General features: G+C 41.7%; 13 protein-coding genes. 2 read left to right on the top strand and 11 right to left on the bottom strand.

Features of this window, described 5'->3' with window-relative positions:
• Window positions 1-37: 37 nt before the first annotated feature.
• The 10 genes from EAG18_RS14805 to EAG18_RS14850 all read right to left on the bottom strand — a co-directional run bounded on the left by EAG18_RS14805 (window position 38) and on the right by EAG18_RS14850 (window position 15,917).
• Window positions 38-1,111, bottom strand: coding sequence for an ABC transporter substrate-binding protein (locus EAG18_RS14805; protein ID WP_125253155.1), 1,074 nt, complete (start codon window positions 1,109-1,111; stop codon window positions 38-40).
• Window positions 1,104-2,201 (bottom strand): DUF418 domain-containing protein, encoded by a 1,098-nt coding sequence (locus tag EAG18_RS14810; RefSeq protein WP_275557309.1) that lies wholly within the window; start codon window positions 2,199-2,201, stop codon window positions 1,104-1,106. Before EAG18_RS14810 ends, EAG18_RS14805 begins: the two co-directional genes overlap by 8 nt.
• Window positions 2,201-3,418, bottom strand: coding sequence for an HDOD domain-containing protein (locus EAG18_RS14815; protein WP_125253156.1), 1,218 nt, complete (start codon window positions 3,416-3,418; stop codon window positions 2,201-2,203). Before EAG18_RS14815 ends, EAG18_RS14810 begins: the two co-directional genes overlap by 1 nt.
• Window positions 3,419-4,008: 590 nt before the next feature.
• Window positions 4,009-5,547, bottom strand: coding sequence for a glycogen/starch synthase (locus EAG18_RS14820; RefSeq protein WP_125253157.1), 1,539 nt, complete (start codon window positions 5,545-5,547; stop codon window positions 4,009-4,011).
• Between the two features lie 16 nt (window positions 5,548-5,563).
• A complete protein-coding gene (glgC, locus tag EAG18_RS14825) occupies window positions 5,564-6,838 on the bottom strand; it encodes a glucose-1-phosphate adenylyltransferase (protein ID WP_125253158.1) in 1,275 nt (424 codons plus the stop codon).
• 32 nt (window positions 6,839-6,870) lie between these two features.
• A complete protein-coding gene (locus EAG18_RS14830; protein WP_125253159.1) occupies window positions 6,871-9,354 on the bottom strand; it encodes a glycogen/starch/alpha-glucan phosphorylase in 2,484 nt (827 codons plus the stop codon).
• A gap of 1 nt (window position 9,355) precedes the next feature.
• The gene (gene glgX / locus EAG18_RS14835) at window positions 9,356-11,398 is read right to left on the bottom strand and encodes a glycogen debranching protein GlgX (protein WP_125253160.1); all 2,043 of its coding nucleotides are present in this window, start codon (window positions 11,396-11,398) and stop codon (window positions 9,356-9,358) included.
• Window positions 11,392-13,629 carry a 1,4-alpha-glucan branching protein GlgB gene (gene glgB, locus EAG18_RS14840; RefSeq protein WP_125253161.1) on the bottom strand — a complete coding sequence of 746 codons (2,238 nt, stop codon included), beginning with the start codon at window positions 13,627-13,629 and terminating at the stop codon, window positions 11,392-11,394. Before glgB ends, glgX begins: the two co-directional genes overlap by 7 nt.
• Complete coding sequence (gene malQ, locus EAG18_RS14845; protein ID WP_125253162.1) at window positions 13,630-15,609, bottom strand: 4-alpha-glucanotransferase; 1,980 nt, start codon at window positions 15,607-15,609, stop codon at window positions 13,630-13,632.
• 8 nt (window positions 15,610-15,617) lie between these two features.
• Entirely contained in the window at window positions 15,618-15,917 is a 300-nt protein-coding gene (locus tag EAG18_RS14850; RefSeq protein WP_125253163.1) for an isoamylase early set domain-containing protein, read from the bottom strand.
• 545 nt (window positions 15,918-16,462) lie between these two features.
• On the opposite strand from EAG18_RS14850, the gene EAG18_RS14855 reads away from it, so the two are divergent.
• Entirely contained in the window at window positions 16,463-18,364 is a 1,902-nt protein-coding gene (locus EAG18_RS14855; protein ID WP_125253164.1) for an EAL domain-containing protein, read from the top strand.
• Window positions 18,365-18,433: 69 nt separating this feature from the next.
• Here the strand turns inward: EAG18_RS14855 and EAG18_RS14860 are convergent, their stop codons facing one another.
• Window positions 18,434-18,862: an Lrp/AsnC family transcriptional regulator gene (locus EAG18_RS14860; protein ID WP_125253165.1), complete on the bottom strand. Its 429-nt coding sequence runs from the start codon at window positions 18,860-18,862 to the stop codon at window positions 18,434-18,436.
• Window positions 18,863-19,046: 184 nt separating this feature from the next.
• Here EAG18_RS14860 and EAG18_RS14865 point away from each other — a divergent pair, with 184 nt between their 5' ends.
• Entirely contained in the window at window positions 19,047-20,252 is a 1,206-nt protein-coding gene (locus EAG18_RS14865; protein WP_125253166.1) for an aspartate aminotransferase family protein, read from the top strand.
• The last annotated feature ends 3 nt before the right edge of the window (window positions 20,253-20,255 follow it).

The following is a 20,255-nucleotide window of genomic DNA, read 5'->3' on the forward strand; positions in this document are numbered from 1 at the left end:
ATTGTAATCGCTTAATGGCCTTTACACTACCGGATTTCTAGTTTTGTCGGGTTTTTCTCAATAACTTTGGTGAAAATTGATACCGCGCGTCTGGTTTATCAATTAAGCTCATGGCTCTGTAGTCTATAGAATGCCAATTCTTTGCAGATTTAATCCAATGATAACTATCGAGATTTTCTTTTGTCAGCACCATCAGATCAAACGCTAACTCTGAATTATTTTGCCAGTAGGAATGGCCATTATGATGATCGTAAATCGAAACGAGTGCCCATGCCCCCATCATGAAATGTCCACCTACAGAAGCATGCAGATCATCATCTCTAATTAGTTCAAATGTATCATTTAACCAGTCAAACCCGCCAAAAACTGCACGATTATTATTCTCTCCAGCAGCAGTAAGGGCGCCCATTGCCATTAAATCAGACGCGCACCAAATAAGGTTTGTTTTAGGATAACGAGATAACAACTTTTTTGTCTTTTCGAACGCTTGCTCTTTTGACCATCCAGCATATACCGTTTGCTGTAGCGCCACCCCAACCTCTGAAAAAAAACGACTTGCACCACCACTTCTAATGTCTGACTCCGTACCATAATGCCCATTGATTGCTACTGGATATATTTCTTTATGACCCTTTGATTTTGCTTGAAGATAAAGTTGTTTTGCTAGATCGTAGCCCGCCTTATCGTTGTCGTGATGCAGCTCACCTAACCAATATTTGTATATTTCTTTTGGGTTTCCAATCGCAAGCTTCTCTGGTCCCGATATTGTCTGTTCTAACGTAATATGGTTGATTTCATACTTTTCTAAAAGTCTAAGACTATCCTCTGCACCACCGGGATAATTAATTAAAATAACATAGTCAGGTGTGGCACGATAATTCAAATATTTTGTCAATTCTGACAATTGGATTATTCTATTTCCTTCGCCATAAATCACATTAAGGCGTATGCCCAGTTGCTCGGCGGCAGCTTCTGTAGCGCCTTGTACACGATGCCAGAAAGGCTCACCGGGTAAAGAAGGATTAACAAACAGTACGTTAATAGAGTCAGCCGCACTTACCTTTACACAGCAAACCGAGAATGCCATAACAACAAACAGTTTTTTAATCATGACCACCCCTTCGTAGCGTTAACCACTTAAGTAGCTTTTCTAGCGGGCCTTGTTTGAAGACCTTAAAGTACAGATTCGCAATAACTAGCTGAAGTATAGTCGCAACCACAAAAGCAGCGAAGTAGTCCACTCGATCCCACTTACTAATCGCTTCAGGTTGAATGAAATGAAAATAGCTAACAAAGATAATTGATTGTGAGATATAAAGGGTGAGTGCCAATCGCCCCACAACTTGCATCGTATATAATTTATACCGACTTGCTCGCATTACTGATTTAATCACCACAATATAAAATAGAGCCACTGGTATAGCTAGTAACCAGTCAATCCCTTCAAAAAAAGCAATACCAACCTTTCGTTCAACGACAAATCCAACAAATGAAAGTACAATAGCTAGAACTGCATATAAATTAATTTTCTCTGTCGGTTCACGCGTATTTAACTCAAATAAGCCGTCTTTAAAAAGTAGCATACCGAGCAGCATTAAACCTGCGGTGTACCATAAAGTAATAACTGGAATAAGCAGACTAACAATAATGAAATAAAGACCATTGTTTACAACAAGCTGCCAATAAGTATTCGGCACTCGTTGTACAAGCTCGAGGTATTCTGGACTGCTACGGTTTATGCTCGCTTCAGGGTCAACAAGCAATAGTAAACTCAATAGCAGTGCCGGCAATACGATAAACCCTGCCGTATAACGTATTAATTTTGCACGCTGAGCGTCTATAAATTTCAAAGCGACAAAACCACTTAGGGCATAATTAAAAAGAATATCGCCGGGCCATATCAACACACCGTGCACCATGCCAAAAAGTAGCAGCCATTTGAGTCTTATTTTTGCTTGTTCCGATGAACTAGCATTAGCCACTTGGACGCACAGTGCTGCGCCGAACAACATTGCAAAAAGAGAGCGAAATCGACCGTCAAAAAAAATGCTATTCACCATAGCAAAAAAGGGGTCTAAATGATGAGCAGGACTTGCAGCTACATAACCCAGTTCAAAGTTGGCCATGTGCACTAGATTCATGGAAAGCAACCCGAGTAGCGCAAAGCCTCGAATTGCATCCATTGCGATAATTCTTTTCATTAATACACGCGATTTTTATACATATCAGCCCAGTTTATCGCAGCAGCATGAAAATCAGGAAGGTTTTCATCTTTATAATTCAAATAACTACAAGCGTCCTGTAATGTCCACCAGCTGCCCGATTCATAGGCTTTCACAATATTTAAAATATAATAAAGCGTATTGGGCTTGCCAATCAGCGCATCATGAAGTTGCTCAGGAAAGGGCAATTTATTTACTACCTGCTCCATAGGTTTATCAAGTATTGCATCCAATAACGAGAATAGACCGGTCATAAAACTCATATTTGCCAAGCCAGGAGAGATCTGTTGAGCAATAAGCTCGCAAAAACGCGAACGAACTATCGACAAGCGAGTTAACTCCGTTGGCTTCCCCTCTGCCACATGGGCAGTCATGATTAAATTAACAAACTTTTTGACTCGTTCGTTACCCAAATAAACGAGCGCTTGCTTCAACGATTCAATCCGGCTCTTAATTGGAAATACTCCTGAGTTAATTAATCTCAGCAGTTTGTAGGCTAGTGCAGTATCTTGGGCAAATAACTCAGCCAACCTCGTTATACTCATATTTGACTTTAACGCTTCTTCGTAGATAAGCATCACAATGACATAATTAATTGAGATATCTTTATGCTCTATCATTTTAGGTTTAGCAAAAAAGTAACCTTGGAAGAACTGGAAGCCCATTTTTTTAGCTTGTTCAAACTCTTCTTCAGTTTCTACCTTTTCCGCCAGTAGCTTAATGTTTTTTCGAGCTTTGATCATATCAACAACCGGCTCGATAGAGTCGAGTGAGTTTTCCATTACATCAAATTTGATCAATCTAACCAGCTTCAGAAAAGGATCCCAATCTTTTGAATACTGAAAATCGTCCAACGCTAACCTAAAATTACTATGAAACAACCCCCTAATACGTTCATAGTTCTGTTTTGTTGGAGGAATAGTCTCGAGCAACTCTAGAATGACATCATTGGCAGGCAGAAATTCACAAAGATCTTGGCGCAGCGAATCTGGACCAATATTAATTAGCGCTTTTTTCCCTGAAGTGAGATTTCGCATACCGAGGTTAAGTTGATTATTCATTATCAGCTTGGCTGTCGCTGCATCATCTGCAATATTGGGAAAGCTATTTTTTACACCATCGCGAAACAACAACTCGTATGCAACAACTTGTTTTTTACGATTAAATATGGCTTGGCGAGCCACAAAAACCTTCAAACAAAAACTCCTTTGTAGCCAAAGTGACCATTCGCACTTTTGGTTTACTATTTTTTAGATTTTAACCCTTTATGATGATAAAGAAAATCAAACTAAGCTATTAAGAATCAAAATAATAGCTTAAAAGATAATGCAATTYGGAAAAAAAGAAAGGCTGAAGCCAGCTTTTGCTGCCTTCAGCCTAGAAGATTGATTAAGATTCGTGCTAATTTGCGATGAGTGAATTCAACTTTAAACAATAGAGTCCTTACTCGCAGCCAGCCTCGTCGCTAGCCAGGTTATATTTTTGGTAAACGTTCACTTATCTTCGAGTGTGCTCGCCAGTCTGCAAATGCGCAACGTAATTAATAGAACTGAGGGAAGGATTAGTTATACCAATTTGCTTAATTAAGTGGTATTAATCACTTAAAATACCTAAGCTAAAAAAGTGTAACATCTGGCTAGCCAAAGGTTATTTCTTGATACAAGGCGAATTTGTGTGTCAAAGGCGAGTCTGTTGCATAAAAATTTAACACAGTAGTAAGGGATAACCGCTGCTAGAGAACCAGTTATTATCCCGAGTTTAGGTTAATTAATGCAGCTAGCGTCGTTTATCGATACAGTTGCTCTGTGTATTTTTGGGCTACACTATACCAGTCAAACCGCTGTAGTTTAGCCTGCTGGCAAAGCGCTTGGTATTTGATTTGATTGTTACACAGATCGGCTAATGCAAGTTCAAAAATCGCGATAAGCTGTTGACCTTGCTCTGCAAGTGTATCACCTTCAAAGCAATATCCGGTTTCGTTATGCTTTACCGTATCAGCAAGTCCACCTACCTTGTGAACGATACAAGGCTGCCCAGCTCGCATCGCGAGCATTTGACTTATTCCACATGGTTCAAATGAGCTAGGCATTAAAAAGAGGTCGCCAAGTAAATAAAGTAGCTCACCCAACTCTTTGCCGTAACCATTCAAAAATAGTACGTTACCGTGCCTTGCCATTATTTCAGTGAACAATTGTTCTAAGGCAGGATCCCCAGAACCCACGATAATAATTCTAGCACCGCTTCGACCAGCCAACTCAGCAATATTATCCAAAACAGTCCCAGCGTGAGTCGGCTGCCTTAAAATAAGCGCTTTTTGATCTGTGAGTCTACCGACACTTGTGATCATTTTTCCGTCAAATGGCTCGCCAAGCCAAGCTTGTATCCGCTGGTGAGCAATGTAAAACCGAGACAGTACCTGATTAGACTTAGCCATCCATTGAAATACGTGTGACTCAGCAAGTTTCAAGTAATCTACAAGAGTGGTTTGGCAGTGTGTCTCTGCGTCTTCAGCATACACACACCCGTTCAAGATACCTGCCAACCGCCCTTCGTGACAAGCATGCTGCATATCTCCCTCCAAGCCCTCACCACCAAAAAAACCTAGTTCAGGGTGGCTTGGAAGCATCACTTCTTTTGCATAATTGGGAGAGACGACGTGGACTCTATCAGTGAGATTAATGGCCGCTCGCATCGGATTAAAGCAATGAGGATATTTTGGGTCGCAAATACTAAGGCCATCATAAGTCAGTGTTGGAAACCAAGACTCTAAGCTTGAAAAGTCATGATTGAAAGGTCGTATACCTTGAAGCGCGAGGTTGTGTACTGTGTATACCGTTTTTAGCTGCTTTAGGCGTTTAAATCTCGGACTAAATCGACGCAACACCGCAACCACAGCGGCATGCCAATCATGTAGGTGCACAACATCTATGTCTGCAATTAATTCATGCTCTATAAGCTCAGCCACCGCCGCACTAAAAAATGCGAAACGGTTTGCATCAGTCGCAAATGGTTGATGAGTATCATTACAATAAATTGCTCCATGGTGCTCACTAAATAAAGAATGTGAGACCACATATTGAGTAACGCCGTCAGATTTTTCCACAGACCAAAGTGTTGCTGTCTCTAAATGTTGACGGAATGGCACTGCAATATCTGCTACAAAGTGTCGATTTAACGCAATTTGTCCGTAATCAGGCGTTACAACTGATACTTTAATACCAAGCTCCGCAAGTGCATAGGGAATATCACGGATAACATCAGCTACCCCGCCAACTTTACAATTTGGCAACCGATCATTCTCGGCTGCCACAAGAATTACATGCATAATACCTCTACATGGACTATTTATTATGTTTTTTTGGTAGCTCAGCCAACATGTCTCGGGTAACTAGCACTATCCCTTTATTCGACACTCTGAAGCCATTCGCTTTATCTTGCTCGTTATCATGACCTATAGTCATACCCTCTGGTATCTGACAACTCCTATCTATAATGGCATTTTTAATACGACAATTCCGCCCTATTTTTACACCAGGCAACACAACTGCGCCTTCAATTTCGCAATAGGAATGTACATGCACATTTGAGAACAGTAGGGATTTTTTTACTTTAGAACCTGAGATGATACAACCACCAGAGACCGTTGAATCAACTGCCATACCACGTCTATCATCATCATCAAAAATGAATTTAGCTGGCGGTAGCTGTTCTTGATATGTCCAAATAGGCCATTGCGGATCGTACAAATCGAGCTGAGGCTCTGGTGAAACTAATTCCATATTCGCTTCCCAAAACGAATCTAACGTACCTACATCGCGCCAATAAGGTTGGCCGCCGTATGACGGATCGCTGAAGGGATAAGCAAACACATTGTGCTCTTCTATAATAGCCGGAATAATATCATGGCCAAAGTCACGACCTGATCCCTCACGTTCTGCATCTTTTTTTAATTGCTCAAATAAGAACTCAGTATTGAAAACATAATTTCCCATTGACGCTAGACACACACCAGGCTTGCCCGGAATAGAGGTTGGGTCAACTGGTTTTTCATCGAAACGACGTACCCGATTACTCTCATCGACCGTCATTACACCAAACGTTTTTGCCGCTTCTTCACAAGGCACTTCAATACAACATACGGTCATATCAGCCCCTGTTTCTACGTGTTTTGCAAGCAGTCCACCGTAATCCATTCTATAGACATGATCACCGGATAAGATCATCACGTATTTGGGGAGCTCGTGACGAATAATATCCATATTTTGAAATACTGCGTCTGCGGTGCCGCAGTACCACTCATCACCATATCGTTGTGATGCCGGTAATATCTCTACAGATTCTCCCAGCTCTTTTTTAAAGTGACCCCATGCGCGATTAACATGACGGATAAGCGAGTGTGATTTATATTGCGTGGCAATCCCCACTCGTCTGATCCCTGAGTTAATACAGTTTGACAGTGGAAAATCAATAATTCGATGCTTACCGCCAAAGTATACTGCGGGTTTTGCTCTCCAAGTGGTGAGCTCATGAAGGCGCGAACCTCGTCCACCCGCAAGTATTAAAGCATATGTTTCTCGAGTGAGGGTACTAATATAACGATTCGCATAATTAGGCATTATTTGTTCTCTCCATAACTTTGTTGCGGTGACTACTGCATCGGACTCAATCGCCAAATATCATCGCTGTATTCTTGAATTGTTCTATCACTGGAAAATTTTCCACTCGCTGCTGTATTGAGAATACTCATACGCAGCCAGTGTTCCTTGTCTTTATATGCTTGAGCCGCATGCTCTTGACTTTCAACATAAGAAGGAAAGTCTTGAGCGACTAACCATGGGTCGCTGCTACTTTTTATTGAGTTGATAATGTCATCGAAAATATTAGGCTCAAAAAGATTGAAATGGCCGCTTTCCAATAGTGTCATCACGCGGTTTAAATCTTGATTACTTTCTATGATTTTTAACGGTTGGTAATGTAGTCTGGCCTGCTGAGCTTCTTCTGCTGTTAAGCCAAATAAGTAAAAATTATCGGCACCGACACAGTCTCTAATTTCTATATTAGCGCCATCAAGAGTGCCAATTGTCACAGCACCATTCATCATAAATTTCATGTTTCCGGTGCCTGAAGCTTCCTTGCCTGCGGTTGATATCTGCTCCGATAAATCAGTTGCAGGACATATTACTTCCATCTTTGAAACGTTGTAATTTGGTAAAAATGCAACGCGAAGATAAGGCTTAGCTGCGGGATCATTATTAATAACGCTTGCAACATTATTGATGAGTTTAATGATCTTTTTAGCCATGTAATAACCTGGCGCTGCTTTACCGCCAAATAAAACACAACGGGGAACCAACCCAGAAACTTCCCCTCTGCAAACTCGATCATATAGGTGGATCACATGAAGGATATTTAATAACTGACGTTTGTATTCGTGTATCCTTTTTACTTGGACATCAAACATCATGTCAGGATCAAACTCTACGCTACACTCTTGTTTTACCAGCTCAGTTAAGCGGCGCTTATTTTGCTGCTTCACCGCCAACCATTGTTGTTGGAAAGCGTGATTATCATAAAATCGACGCAGCTCGCTGATTTTTGAAAAGTCTGCTTGCCAGCCATCTCCGATTTTCTCTGAAATAAGCGCTGCAAGTTGTGGATTACAATGTGACAACCAACGTCTTGGTGTTACCCCATTCGTTTTGTTGTTGAACTTTTCTGGGCATAGTTGATAAAAGTCATTGAATAAACCAGCTTTTAACAACTCGGTATGTAAAGCTGCAACTCCGTTTACCGAATAACTACCAACAATTGCAAGGTATGCCATACGAATTTGAGGATGTTCTGACTCTTCGATGAGCGACAACGCGCGCTGCTTCTCTATATCTCCTGGCCACTTTAATGCGACTTCTGAGAGGAAACGAGCGTTTATCTCATAAATAATTTCTAATAGCCTAGGTAGTAAACGTTGAAAAAGGCTGACCGACCAACGCTCCAAAGCCTCTGGCAGTAGAGTATGGTTGGTGTAGGCCATCGTTGAGGTCGTTATTTTCCATGCTTCATCCCACTCCAGCTCATAGTCATCCAGCAAAATACGCATCAGTTCAGCAACCGCGATGCTAGGATGTGTGTCATTAAGTTGGAACACATGAAAGTCTGCAAAGTCCTTAAAATCATCTCCATATTGTTCAACCCATGTAGCAATAACATCTTGTAAACTTGCGCTAGATAAAAAGTATTGCTGCCTTAGTCTAAGCTCTTTACCGTTTTCACTGGCGTCATTAGGGTAAAGCACCATAGTGATCTGTTCAGCTTGGTTTTTTTTAGCAACCGCTTCTGAATAACTCCCGGCATTAAACTCGGTTAAATCAAACTCATCCGTCGCTTCAGACTTCCAAAGCCGCAAGGTATTTACAACACCATTTCTATACCCAGGCACAGGTACGTCATACGGAACGGCCAAGACATCCTGCGTATCAAGCCATTCGTGGTGTTGCCTACCCTGCTTATCAGTATGTACCTCAACATGTCCAAAAAACTTCACTCGCCTTGCTTGCTCAGGTGCTGCCAGCTCCCATGGATGACCTTCTCGGAGCCAGTTATCAGGCTGTTCAATCTGATGACCTTGCTCACAGGTTTGATTAAACATACCAAACTCATAGCGTAAACCGTAACCAATAACAGGAAGCGCAAGTGAGGCACAACTATCTAAAAAACACGCCGCTAAACGTCCTAAGCCACCATTACCTAAGCCTGCATCATGCTCTGCCTCTGCTACTTCTTCAAGTTCAGTGCAGTACTCTTGTAGCGCCGACTGCACTTGTTCATGAAGGTCAAGATTAATCACTGCATTTGACAACGCTCGGCCCATCAAAAACTCTAAAGAGAGATAGGCAGCTTTTCGAGTTTTCTGACTTTTAATGTGTTCTTTGGTCGCTCGGCAACGAGCAACTAATCGGTCGCGGATCGTCAGTGCCAAAGCGTGATATAGGTACAAACGGGATTCCCCGACTTTGTCACGCCCCAAGGTATAATAAAAATGACGCGTTAAATCGTCGGTTAAGGTGTCTTCATCTATCTTTGGTGCATCTTGCCAATGTTTCACAACGCAAACTGGTGCACTTTTATTAGCCATGCTATTCATCCCCTTTGATTGATGTAAATATCCATGCTGACTTAGCCGGAACCTGTAAATATGAGTCAATATCTGTTTTGTGTACCTCGACAGCCGTTGTGATCGCTCGTTTCCAATTAGAGGAAAAAGCACTTTGTGGCAATTTGATATTTATTGTGTTGTCACTTGCGTTCAAAATAATCAGTAAACTTTGGCCTAATTGCTGATCTGTAATGGTGTAACTTAGCCATTTTCGACTCGGCTCACGCCACTGCTCTGGGGAAAGTGGTTTGGCTTCTTCATTAAACCAATTAACCGCGAACCGGCTGTCGCTGTTATGCACATAAAACAAGTAAGAAAAGGCCGCAAACTGTTTGCGTATTGCCAATAAGTCTTGAATGAAGAAAGTAAGCGGATGATGCTGTTGATGATTTTTCCATGCTAACCAACTCGTACAATTGTCTTGGCAATAAGCATTATTATTACCATTTTGCGAGTGTGCCATTTCGGTGCCAGCACAAATCATCGGAACGCCTTTAGATAAAAACAATGTTAGAAGCGCATTCTTTTGCATACAAAGCCTAAGTTCATTCACTTTAGGATCTGCACTGAACCCCTCAACACCACAGTTAAATGAATAGTTTTCACTATGGCCATCTCGATTAGCTTCACCATTGGCTTCGTTATGTTTTTGTTCGTAGGCCGTCCAGTCAAACAGTGAAAAGCCGTCATGACTGGTAATAAAATTAATAGAGTTCAACGGTCCCCGTAGATTATGTTCAAATACATCACTTGAACCGTGGATCCGCATTGCCAGCTCAGGAAGCACTCCCTCATCCCCACGCCAGAAGCGCCTGACAGTATCTCTAAATTTATCATTCCACTCTCGCCAAGGTGCAGGAAATTGCCCTAGTTGGTAACCCCCAGGTCCAATATCCCAAGGCTCTGCAATTAATTTCACCTTACTCAGAATAGGATCTTGATTAAGCGCTTGCAAAAAAGCATGCTGATTAGAAAAGCCAGAGGTTTGACGTGCTAGGATCGTCGCCAAATCAAATCTAAAACCATCTACTCCCATATATTCCACCCAATATCGCAAGCTGTCTAATACCAGTTTCAATACGACGGGGTTTGAAATATTAAGGGTATTTCCACATCCAGTGTCATTTATATAAACATTTGCTTTATTTGGTAAGGTGCTGTAATAGGTGAGATTATCAAACCCTTTAAAGCTAATCGTAGGTCCATCTATGCCGCCTTCGGCTGTGTGATTAAAGACCACATCTAAAATCACCTCTATTCCAGCCTGATGCAGTCGCTCGACCATTAACTTAAATTCATTAATATCATCACTGACAAGGTAACTTTTGTGTGGAGTAAAAAAGCTAAGCGTATTGTAACCCCAGTAATTTTTTAATCCCTTAGTAGTCAAAAACTGTTCGTTAATAAAGGCATGCACTGGCAAGAGCTGCACAGCTGTCACACCAATATGCTTCAGATGATCAATAAATACAGGTTCGGCAAGGCCCAGATATTTACCTTGCAGCTTAGCAGGTACCTCAGGATGGCGTACCGTGGCTCCTTTTACATGACACTCATATATTACGGTTTTACTCCAAGGTGTGTTTGGGCGCACCCCTACATACTTTTCGGTCGCTACGACTTTGCTTTTTGGCATGTCACATGCGTTGTCTGATGGATTCAAATGCCCCACAGGCAGGTGGCAAAAATGTCGCTCACTCCATGTAAACTCACCAAAAAAATCTTTGCAATATGGGTCTAGTAAAAGTTTATTGACGTTAAATAATAAGCCTTTCTCTGCGCGATAATCGCCATCAACCCGGTATCCATATAAATCACCTGCTTTTGCCCCTTCGATAAATAGCGACCAATTTCCCCCTTCGTGGCGAAACATGGGCAAACGATTGACTTCACTATGCCCGCTCTTATCAAACAAACACAATGTCACTTTTGCCGCTTTTGGCGCATAAACACAAAAGTTAACGCCTTTGCCCGTAACAGTTGCGCCAAGCGTATAAGGGTGGCCACGATAGCTGATTAGCATGTGCCACCAGAGATCAGCTGTAAATAAATAGTCGCCAGCGGCGGGATGGTTATATCAATACTTTGACTAAGTCCGTGGCTTTCAATCTCTTTCGACTCTATCAATTGTTGCTTATGTGCAACAATACCAACGCCACTGCCCCAAAACTCCGTGTCATCAGTGTTTAAAATCACTTGATAAACGCCAGAAGCCGGCACGCCTAAACGGAAATGAAAATGTGTCTGGGGGGTGAAATTTGCCACTACGACAAGTGGGGTCAAGCCATCGTTTCCATAACGGATAAAACTAAAGATACTTTGTTCAGCATTTCCACCATCTATCCAATTGAATCCAGTGGACTTAGTATCACACTCGAACAATTGAGGCGTTGTCTTGTAGGTTTCATTTAGGGATTTGATACATTTATAGATACCGCGATGCGCTTCACTCTCTAACAAATGCCAATTTAATTGCTGGTTGTGGTTCCATTCCTCACGCGGTGCCAACTCAGACCCCATAAATAGCAGCTTTTTGCCAGGGTGTGCGAACATAAACCCATAATAAGCCCTTAAGTTAGCAAATTGCTGCCAATCATCCCCTGGCATTTTGCTCAATAACGCACCTTTCCCGTGAACGACTTCGTCGTGGCTTAATGGTAAAATATAATTTTCAGAGTAAGCATAGACCATGGAAAAGGTCATTTCATGATGATGGTACTTACGGTGAATGGGGTCTTTTGACATATAATTCAGAGTGTCGTTCATCCATCCCATATTCCATTTATAGCCAAAACCCAATCCATCATGTTCGACACTACGCGTCACCCCAGGCCAAGCAGTAGATTCCTCAGCTACCATCATGATCCCATCATTTTCACCGTAACATTGAGTATTTACTGACTTTAAACATTCAATCGCACCCAAGTTTTCACGTCCACCATATTGGTTAGGGATCCACTCGCCTTGCTTTCTGCTGTAATCCAAGTACAACATCGATGCCACGGCATCGACACGCAAGCCATCAATGCCGTATTCCTTAATCCAGTACATCGCGTTAGACAATAAGAAGCTTTTTACTTCTGCGCGGTCATAATTAAAAATGTATGTGTTCCAATCAGGGTGGAATCCCTGTCTTTTGTCAGCATGTTCATACAAGTGCGTGCCATCAAATTTATGCAAGCCGTGAGGATCGGAAGGAAAATGTCCAGGAACCCAGTCTATTAACAATCCCAACTCAGCTTGATGACAACATTCAACAAAGTATGCAAAATCTTCTACTCCTCCAAACCGACTGGTGGGTGAGAACAAGCCAACAGGTTGATAACCCCAAGAGCCATCAAAAGGATATTCGCTGATTGGCATCAATTGCAGATGTGTGAATCCCAAAGACTTCACATAAGGGATTAAGTCATCTCCAAGTTCACGGTACGTTAAATAGCGATTACCTTCTTGTTCTCGGCGCTTCCAAGACCCAAGATGTACCTCGTATATACTAATTGGTGCATCAATCCTATTGCGAGATGCTTTTTCTATTTGCTCAGGTTGAGTCACCACTGCTGTTGGCTTTGATTGCGTAATACTTGCAGTCCCTGGCGCTTGCTCCATTTTGAATGCAAATGGATCTGCCTTTTCAATTCGCTCTCCATCAAATGTTGTAATAGCAAACTTATAGCAACGGTCGACATTCAGCTCAGGTATAAAAAGTTCCCATACGCCACTGGCAGGGTGCAATCTCATTGGATGTTGCGTGTTGTTCCAATGGTTAAAGTCACCGATCACCGAAACAGATAATGCGTTTGGTGCCCAAACGCTAAAGCGAAACCCTTCAACATCATCCACTGTAAGTTGATGTGCGCCGAGGTGCAGATAGGCTTGCGCCTGTGTACCTTCATTAAATAAATACAAAGCTTCATCTGATAAGGTGCTCGCAAACGAATATACATCTCTACCGGTTACTGTCTGATTTGGATAAACAACTTCTAACTGATATTCTTGATTGGCAAAATTTTTGTCTAAAACCGATGAAAATAAAGCGCTTTGACGAAATTGCGTTAGCGGATACCTACTATGTTTTGTAAGTACAAATACCTCTTGCGCCCCTGGAATGTAGCATCGTACCACCGACTGATTGTCATCAAATTGATGTAACCCTAAAAAAGCAAACGGATCACGACACTTACCTGCCGCCAGCGCGGTAACTTGGCAATCATAATGAGGCATTTGAGCGTCTTCTAAATTTGGTCTTGTATTCATCTATAAATTCCTGCTTGTGACAGCGTCGCGGATCAGCATTTGGGATTTTGCGATAATCTCTGTTGATGTTTGCGTTAACTGCCGCCTCCAGTTTGGATATTCCTTATCGGTACCGGGGATATTTACTGGTAGCCGCTGACAGTCGAGATCATCCAATTGTAGCGTCAGCATTTTTGCCGGTGACTGAGCTAACACTTTTATTAACGCCGAATAAACTAAAGCAGCCTCGCTTTTTAGGTCTATACCTCGCACACCATGAAGACTCAACCAACGACAAAGCTTGTCTCGCTCTGTCTCCCTTTGTGCATTTGCAACTGAGGTTTGCTGCTCATCGAGTAGCTGATATTGCTTTTTGAGCCGCAAATCATCGTGCTCCCACCAGCCAAAAAAAGGTGGTACGTCATGATTAGCAACCATTAACAAAGCATTTTTTTTATAATGTTCAACGGCGAGAAACTGATCATCATGATCTTTTTCAAAATAAAATAGAATATTGCTGTATATGTGGGACTCTGCCATTGCTAACTTAATTTCCGTTGGCACCACTCCCAAATCTTCTCCGATCACCATGACTTTGTGTAGCGCCGACTCTATCTTCAATATTGCGAGTAAGTATTCAAAAGGATAATAAACGTAACAGCCACTCTGAGACTCCCCACTTACAAAGCACCACCATAAGCGTCTTAACCCCATCACATGATCAATCCGTAGCCCCCCGACTCCGCTGATATTTGCTCTAATCAGCTGTTTAAAAAACTCGAACCGTTCAGCTTTTAACTTGACAGGGTTAAGCGCTGGCAGTCCCCAATTTTGTCCCTGCTCAGCCCATGGATCTGGCGGTGCTCCAACTCTCGCATGTTCAGCATAGAGTGACCGATTACTCTCATATTCGCTCGAGCCGTCAGCACAACCAACGGCTAAATCATTAATAAGCCCTATTGCCATACCGTGTTCTAGTGCCACTAGCTGACAATGTGCCAACTGCTCAAACGCTACCCACTGTAAAAACCTGGCGAACTCATCGTCATTAAACCCACTCAACTCTTCTTTTTTGCGCTGACAAAACTGTTTAAAATCAGCATCCCAGTCATTGCGTTGATTTTGTAAGTACTGCCATAAGTTATGCAGCTTAGCTAATTTGTCGTTCATACAACGAGACATATCAAGGTAACTGTGATTATGGTCACTTTTATCGATATTACTTTGCTTAAAAAACACGTTTTTATCTACATTGAATCGCTCACATAACAGCTCAATAGATATATAAAAAGGGTGAAGTAAGCGCCTATCATTTGGGCTATACGGGCTTGCCTTTTCTGGTTGTTCAACAAACAGTAGGTGGAGTGGGTTCAATAAAATGTAATCAACTCCCTCGCCAGCTGCCAAAACAATCAGCTCTTTCAACTCAAAAAAATCAGCGCTTAGTTTTGAGTTTTCAGGTTTAAGCGAATAAAGTTGTACAGAGATCCCAAGTAACTTTTTATTATCCGAGATGGGATCGTAGCAATGCTCGGGAGTAACCCAAAGCTCAGTTTCGTAGCATTGTCCATTTATAGTTACTTTGGCTTGATGATAACCAACAACAACTGGAGCAATGGCGACTGACAATGCTACATAACGCGCTCCTTGATAAACGTAGTCACCCACTTCTGACAGGTTGTTGCATTCACAAACAAAATGATAATTTAATGCAGGAATAGAGATAGTAAGCTCAGATAAGCTACTACACGCTTCAAGTCTCAACGTTAACTTAGGCTGGGCTTCTTTTGTTAACGTAATAGCTTCGATAGGTGTTAGCCATTTTGCAATATCCAAAGCAAAATTAAGTGCATTTACTTCATCAATATCATCTGTATTTACACCACATTCTTTGAGGGCTGACAAGCGAGTCTGGTGATCAAAGATAACATGATCACCTGTATATTTATGATATTCATAACCAATACCATATAAATATAAAAGCTGAGCAATATGGTCCATTTATTGTCTTAAGCCCTGCAAGTGGATACAACGCTGTTGTCTTCCCCAAATCCATTTGGCACGTAATCATCCGCTTGATGATCGTTATCCCAGACCTCGCCATCAATCAAATATCTAAAATGGTAATCTTTGTCGGTTGGTAAACGGTGTTTAAGTTTAAAAGCACACTCTTTTTTAACAAACTTCATTGGCTCAGGTTGCCAGCCATTAAAATCCCCGACCAGCGCTACAGTTTTAGCTTGTGGGTGTGAAAATGAAAATGTAACTTCTGCTTCGTCTTTTGTTTTAAAAAACCGTTTGGTGAGCATATAACCCCCATTTACCTTGTGTGAGTCCATATTTCACAGTGACGTACGCTAATACTGCAAACGACTGGTAACTGTGTACGATTTACTTTGGGTATTTTTTAAGAACCCAGCTATCTGACACTGTGCTAACACAGCACAATCAAGCCTGCTCTATCAATCACGAACCTCAAGTACAGCAAACAAATATTGAGTTTGTATGACAGTACTAATTTGGTGCGCCTTTGCACCACTTTGTCGCAACCTAAATCTGACAAGTCGTAATTTCAGGTTGCTATGAGATCCTTGCAATCGCTGAGCCAATTACGTTAAAAGTTAAGATGAAAGCTAGTTAAGAACCGTTCTCATGTAAAGTGAATTTAACTAATAATTGATCAAGCGCATATAAAGTCACGACCAATATGAGATTTTTGGTACTTTCGCACGATGAAGTTTGCAACTGAATGCTAAAATGTGTAAAAAACTATCTTACAGACCAAATCATTATCGCCTACCATGTCATCTTAGCTTGATAACGTGAGTAGCGAATTTTTAAGGAAAGCCTATTCATGACACGTGCTATAAGACTAACAAGTACCCTAGTTTTAGGCGCGTTATTTGTTGTCATATTGCTTCATCTATCGTTTAAAGCGCACGTTTTTGAATTACTATCTACTGGTTTTGCGGTTAGTTCATTAGAAAACTCAGTGGCATCACCTTGGTATGCCTTTTTATTACATGGAATACATTTTAGTAGCAGCGAAAGTGACCTATTTGTGGTGATTGACCTTGCAGCTGATACACGCAAATTTATTGACGTCAACTTAGTATGGTATGACGTATTTACTTCCCCCATCACACTGACGGCTTTAGCGACCTTACTCACGATTATTTTTTATTTACTGAAGGCAGAATGTCGATACCGCAATCAAGATAGAGACGTGGACAAGATAAACAATGATGTACACAATATCCTGACTCGCCTTGAAGTTGACAGTGCACCGCTTCATCACAAGTCACCTCTTGCTGGGTTAAGTCACTCTATTCATGATTTATCTAGTCACCTGGCGCGGGTTAAACGTCATTCCGAGTCGCAAATTTTTCAAGATAAGCTCACCAAGTTAATTGACCGCCATGCCTACATTGATCATATCGAGGTAAAATTAAAACAAGCAGAACTCAATCAAGCAAAATGCGGCCTGCTATTTATTGACTTAGATGGCTTTAAACAAGTGAATGACTCTTTCGGTCACAGTTTTGGAGATGAAATTCTTATTCAAGTTGCACTACGACTATCAAAAGTGGTTCGTCAGTTTGGACTTGAAGACACCCACCCAATCTATGGACTTGAACAAAACTTATCACGCCTAGGGGGCGATGAGTTTTCGATTTTTATTCCCACACTTCCTAACCCTAATTTATGTACTGAAATTGCACAGTCTATCTTGTGCGATATAGAAYGTGACTTTTTACTTGGCAATAAATTGGTAAAAATTGGCGCAAGTATTGGTATCGCGGTTTATCCCGACAGTGCAGCAACGCCAAACTCGCTGTTGCAAATGGCCGATGTAGCTATGTACCGTGCAAAATCAGACGGTCGCGGCATATTTAAAGTCTATTCACCTGAAATGGGCTCTAAAATGCGGCGCTATCATTACCTGCTTGAAGAACTGAGACTTGCCATTGCAGCACAAAGCTTTTACCTCTCATTCCAGCCTATCGTACATGTTGAAGATTGCGCGATTGATTATTTTGAAGCGCTGATCCGCTGGAACCATCCAATAGAGGGGCTTATCCCCCCAGCTGAATTTATTCCTATTGCTGAAGAGTCTAATTTAATCCTAGAGCTTGGCGACTGGATCTTGCTTGAGTCATGCAGGCAAATGTCTGCTTGGCATAATGCAGGTATGAAGAAGGTAAAAATTTCGGTCAATGTCTCGGGTATTCAGCTTAAACATCGGAAAATTTTTGAATGGGTCAATGCGGCACTGGAAAAAACTGGGCTACCTGCAAGTGCATTGATGCTAGAAATTACCGAATCAACACTGATCAAAGCCAGCAATGAAACAATTTCTCAGCTACAGCAATGCAGAGATGCAGGAATAAGCGTTGCGATTGACGATTTTGGTACTGGTTTTAGCTCTTTGAGCACACTCGCTGACCTTCCTATCGATGTAATCAAAATCGACAAGCTATTTATCACTCAAGCAAATAGCAATCCAAAATATCGTAAAATATTAAATTCGATCAGTGAACTTGGACAGCAATTAGAGCTGAAAGTTGTCGCCGAGGGAGTTGAGCAAATTGAGCAATTTGAGTTAGTTAAAAACCTTGGGATCAGTTGTGTACAAGGCTACTTAGTCAGCAGGCCAGAAAGCTCCAACAACGTTGGTAGCAAAGTGCTCAATGGCAATGTAAATCACATCGCAGCTACGGGCACGAGTATTTGGTTGCCAGAACACGTAGGGTGACTCCCTCGCCTTACGTTGAAAAATAGATACAGTCTTATAAAACTCACTTCACGTTATCCATGAATTGTTCTAACGCTTAAATTTTGTTTCTAAGATAACTGACGAGTTAGTACGCTCTATTCCTTCCAAATTACCGATTTCGTCAAGTAGGTGGCTCAGCTGCTCCAAACTCTGCGCTTCAACAATGGCAATCAAGTCATATTCTCCACTTATAGCATAAAGTGCTGAAACATTTGGTAACTGTTGTAATGCCAAGTTTGCTTTTGCGGTGAGCTTTTGCTTTACCTTTATTGCAACATGGGCAGACACAAGGTCATCGATATATTGTTCAGCAAATTCGACCCGATAGCCCTTGATCACTCCATTTTGTTCTAATTTCGCAATACGGTTCTGTACTGTCGTTCTAGAAATATCGAGTTTTCGTGCTAACTCTGAGATGCTCTCCCGTGCATTATTTCGCAACAGTGCAATGAGCTTTTCGTCTTGTAAACTTATCATTTTGCAATTTAACCATGTCAATTTGATATAAATCATAGCAAATATGTGAATTATTGCACTGCAAATTATTATAAAAGCGCGTAATAATGAGGAAATAGCAAGTTGGCTGTGAGCAGAACATCAAATAAACAATTTTTGCTCAACAGAAATAACGCACAACGATAAAAATTTAGGAGAAAGCGTCATGCAAGCAAACCGCGAATTATTCGATGAAGTCATGGTTCCAAATTACAACCCATCTGCTGTGATCCCTGTCAAAGGTGAAGGCTCTCGTGTATGGGATCAAACAGGCAAAGAGTTCATCGATTTTGCTGGTGGTATCGCGGTAAATTGTCTCGGTCACTGCCACCCTGCGCTTGTCTCTGCACTAAAAGAGCAAGGCGAAAAGATTTGGCACCTATCGAACGTAATGACGAACGAGCCAGCATTACGCCTTGCCAAAAAATTAACCGATGCGACATTTGCAGAGAAAGTATACTTCGCAAACTCAGGTGCTGAAGCAAATGAGGCTGCACTTAAACTTGCTCGGCGCTGGGCTTTAGATAAATTTGGTGCAGAGAAGTCGCAAATCATTGCATTTAACAAAGGCTTCCATGGACGTACTTTTTTCACCGTAACTGTGGGTGGTCAAGCAGCCTATTCTGACGGTTTTGGTCCAAAGCCTGCTGATGTTACTCATGTTGATTACAACGACCTATCTGCGTTTGAGAAAACAATCTCAGATAATACCTGTGCTGTAATGATGGAACCGCTTCAAGGCGAAGGTGGAATAATTTCTCCAAACCCTGAATTTGTACAGGCTGTACGTGAGCTTTGCGACAAGCATAATGCTTTACTTATTTTTGATGAAGTTCAGACTGGTGTTGGTCGTACGGGTGACCTATATGCTTATCAAGGCCTAGGTGTAACACCTGATATTTTAACCACTGCAAAGGCACTTGGTGGCGGCTTTCCTATTGGTGCGATGTTAACAACAACTGACATTGCGTCACACTTAAAAGTAGGTACACATGGTTCAACATACGGTGGTAACCCGTTAGCCTGTGCCGTTGCAGAAGCCGCGTTTGATACAGTAAATACCGAAGCGGTGCTATCAGGTGTAAAAGCCAAAGAGCAACTATTCAGAGATGGTCTAAACGCTATTAACGACAAATACAATGTATTTTCTGAGGTGCGCGGTAAAGGTCTTCTTCTTGGTGCCGTGCTCAATGACAAATTTGAAGGCCGTGCACGTGATTTCCTTGTAGCAAGTGCAGAGCACGGTTTAATGTCACTAGTGGCAGGCACTAATGTCGTTCGTTTCACACCTTCTCTTGTGATCACAAATGAAGAGATCGCAGAAGGTTTAGCACGCTTTGAACAAGCGGTTGCTGCAGTAGTTAACGGCTAAGGA

This window comes from Pseudoalteromonas sp. J010 (assembly GCF_003934235.1).
GTDB lineage: Bacteria > Pseudomonadota > Gammaproteobacteria > Enterobacterales > Alteromonadaceae > Pseudoalteromonas > Pseudoalteromonas peptidolytica.

Coding starts and splice junctions, on each gene's coding strand:
- glgX (WP_125253160.1), bottom strand. CDS start 11,398: ATGCTAATCAGCTATCGTGGCCACCCTTATACGCTTGGCGCAACTGTT.
- EAG18_RS14805 (WP_125253155.1), bottom strand. CDS start 1,111: ATGATTAAAAAACTGTTTGTTGTTATGGCATTCTCGGTTTGCTGTGTA.
- EAG18_RS14850 (WP_125253163.1), bottom strand. CDS start 15,917: ATGCTCACCAAACGGTTTTTTAAAACAAAAGACGAAGCAGAAGTTACA.
- EAG18_RS14830 (WP_125253159.1), bottom strand. CDS start 9,354: ATGGCTAATAAAAGTGCACCAGTTTGCGTTGTGAAACATTGGCAAGAT.
- EAG18_RS14810 (WP_275557309.1), bottom strand. CDS start 2,201: ATGAAAAGAATTATCGCAATGGATGCAATTCGAGGCTTTGCGCTACTC.
- EAG18_RS14860 (WP_125253165.1), bottom strand. CDS start 18,862: ATGATAAGTTTACAAGACGAAAAGCTCATTGCACTGTTGCGAAATAAT.
- EAG18_RS14820 (WP_125253157.1), bottom strand. CDS start 5,547: ATGCATGTAATTCTTGTGGCAGCCGAGAATGATCGGTTGCCAAATTGT.
- EAG18_RS14865 (WP_125253166.1), top strand. CDS start 19,047: ATGCAAGCAAACCGCGAATTATTCGATGAAGTCATGGTTCCAAATTAC.
- glgB (WP_125253161.1), bottom strand. CDS start 13,629: ATGAATACAAGACCAAATTTAGAAGACGCTCAAATGCCTCATTATGAT.
- malQ (WP_125253162.1), bottom strand. CDS start 15,609: ATGGACCATATTGCTCAGCTTTTATATTTATATGGTATTGGTTATGAA.
- glgC (WP_125253158.1), bottom strand. CDS start 6,838: ATGCCTAATTATGCGAATCGTTATATTAGTACCCTCACTCGAGAAACA.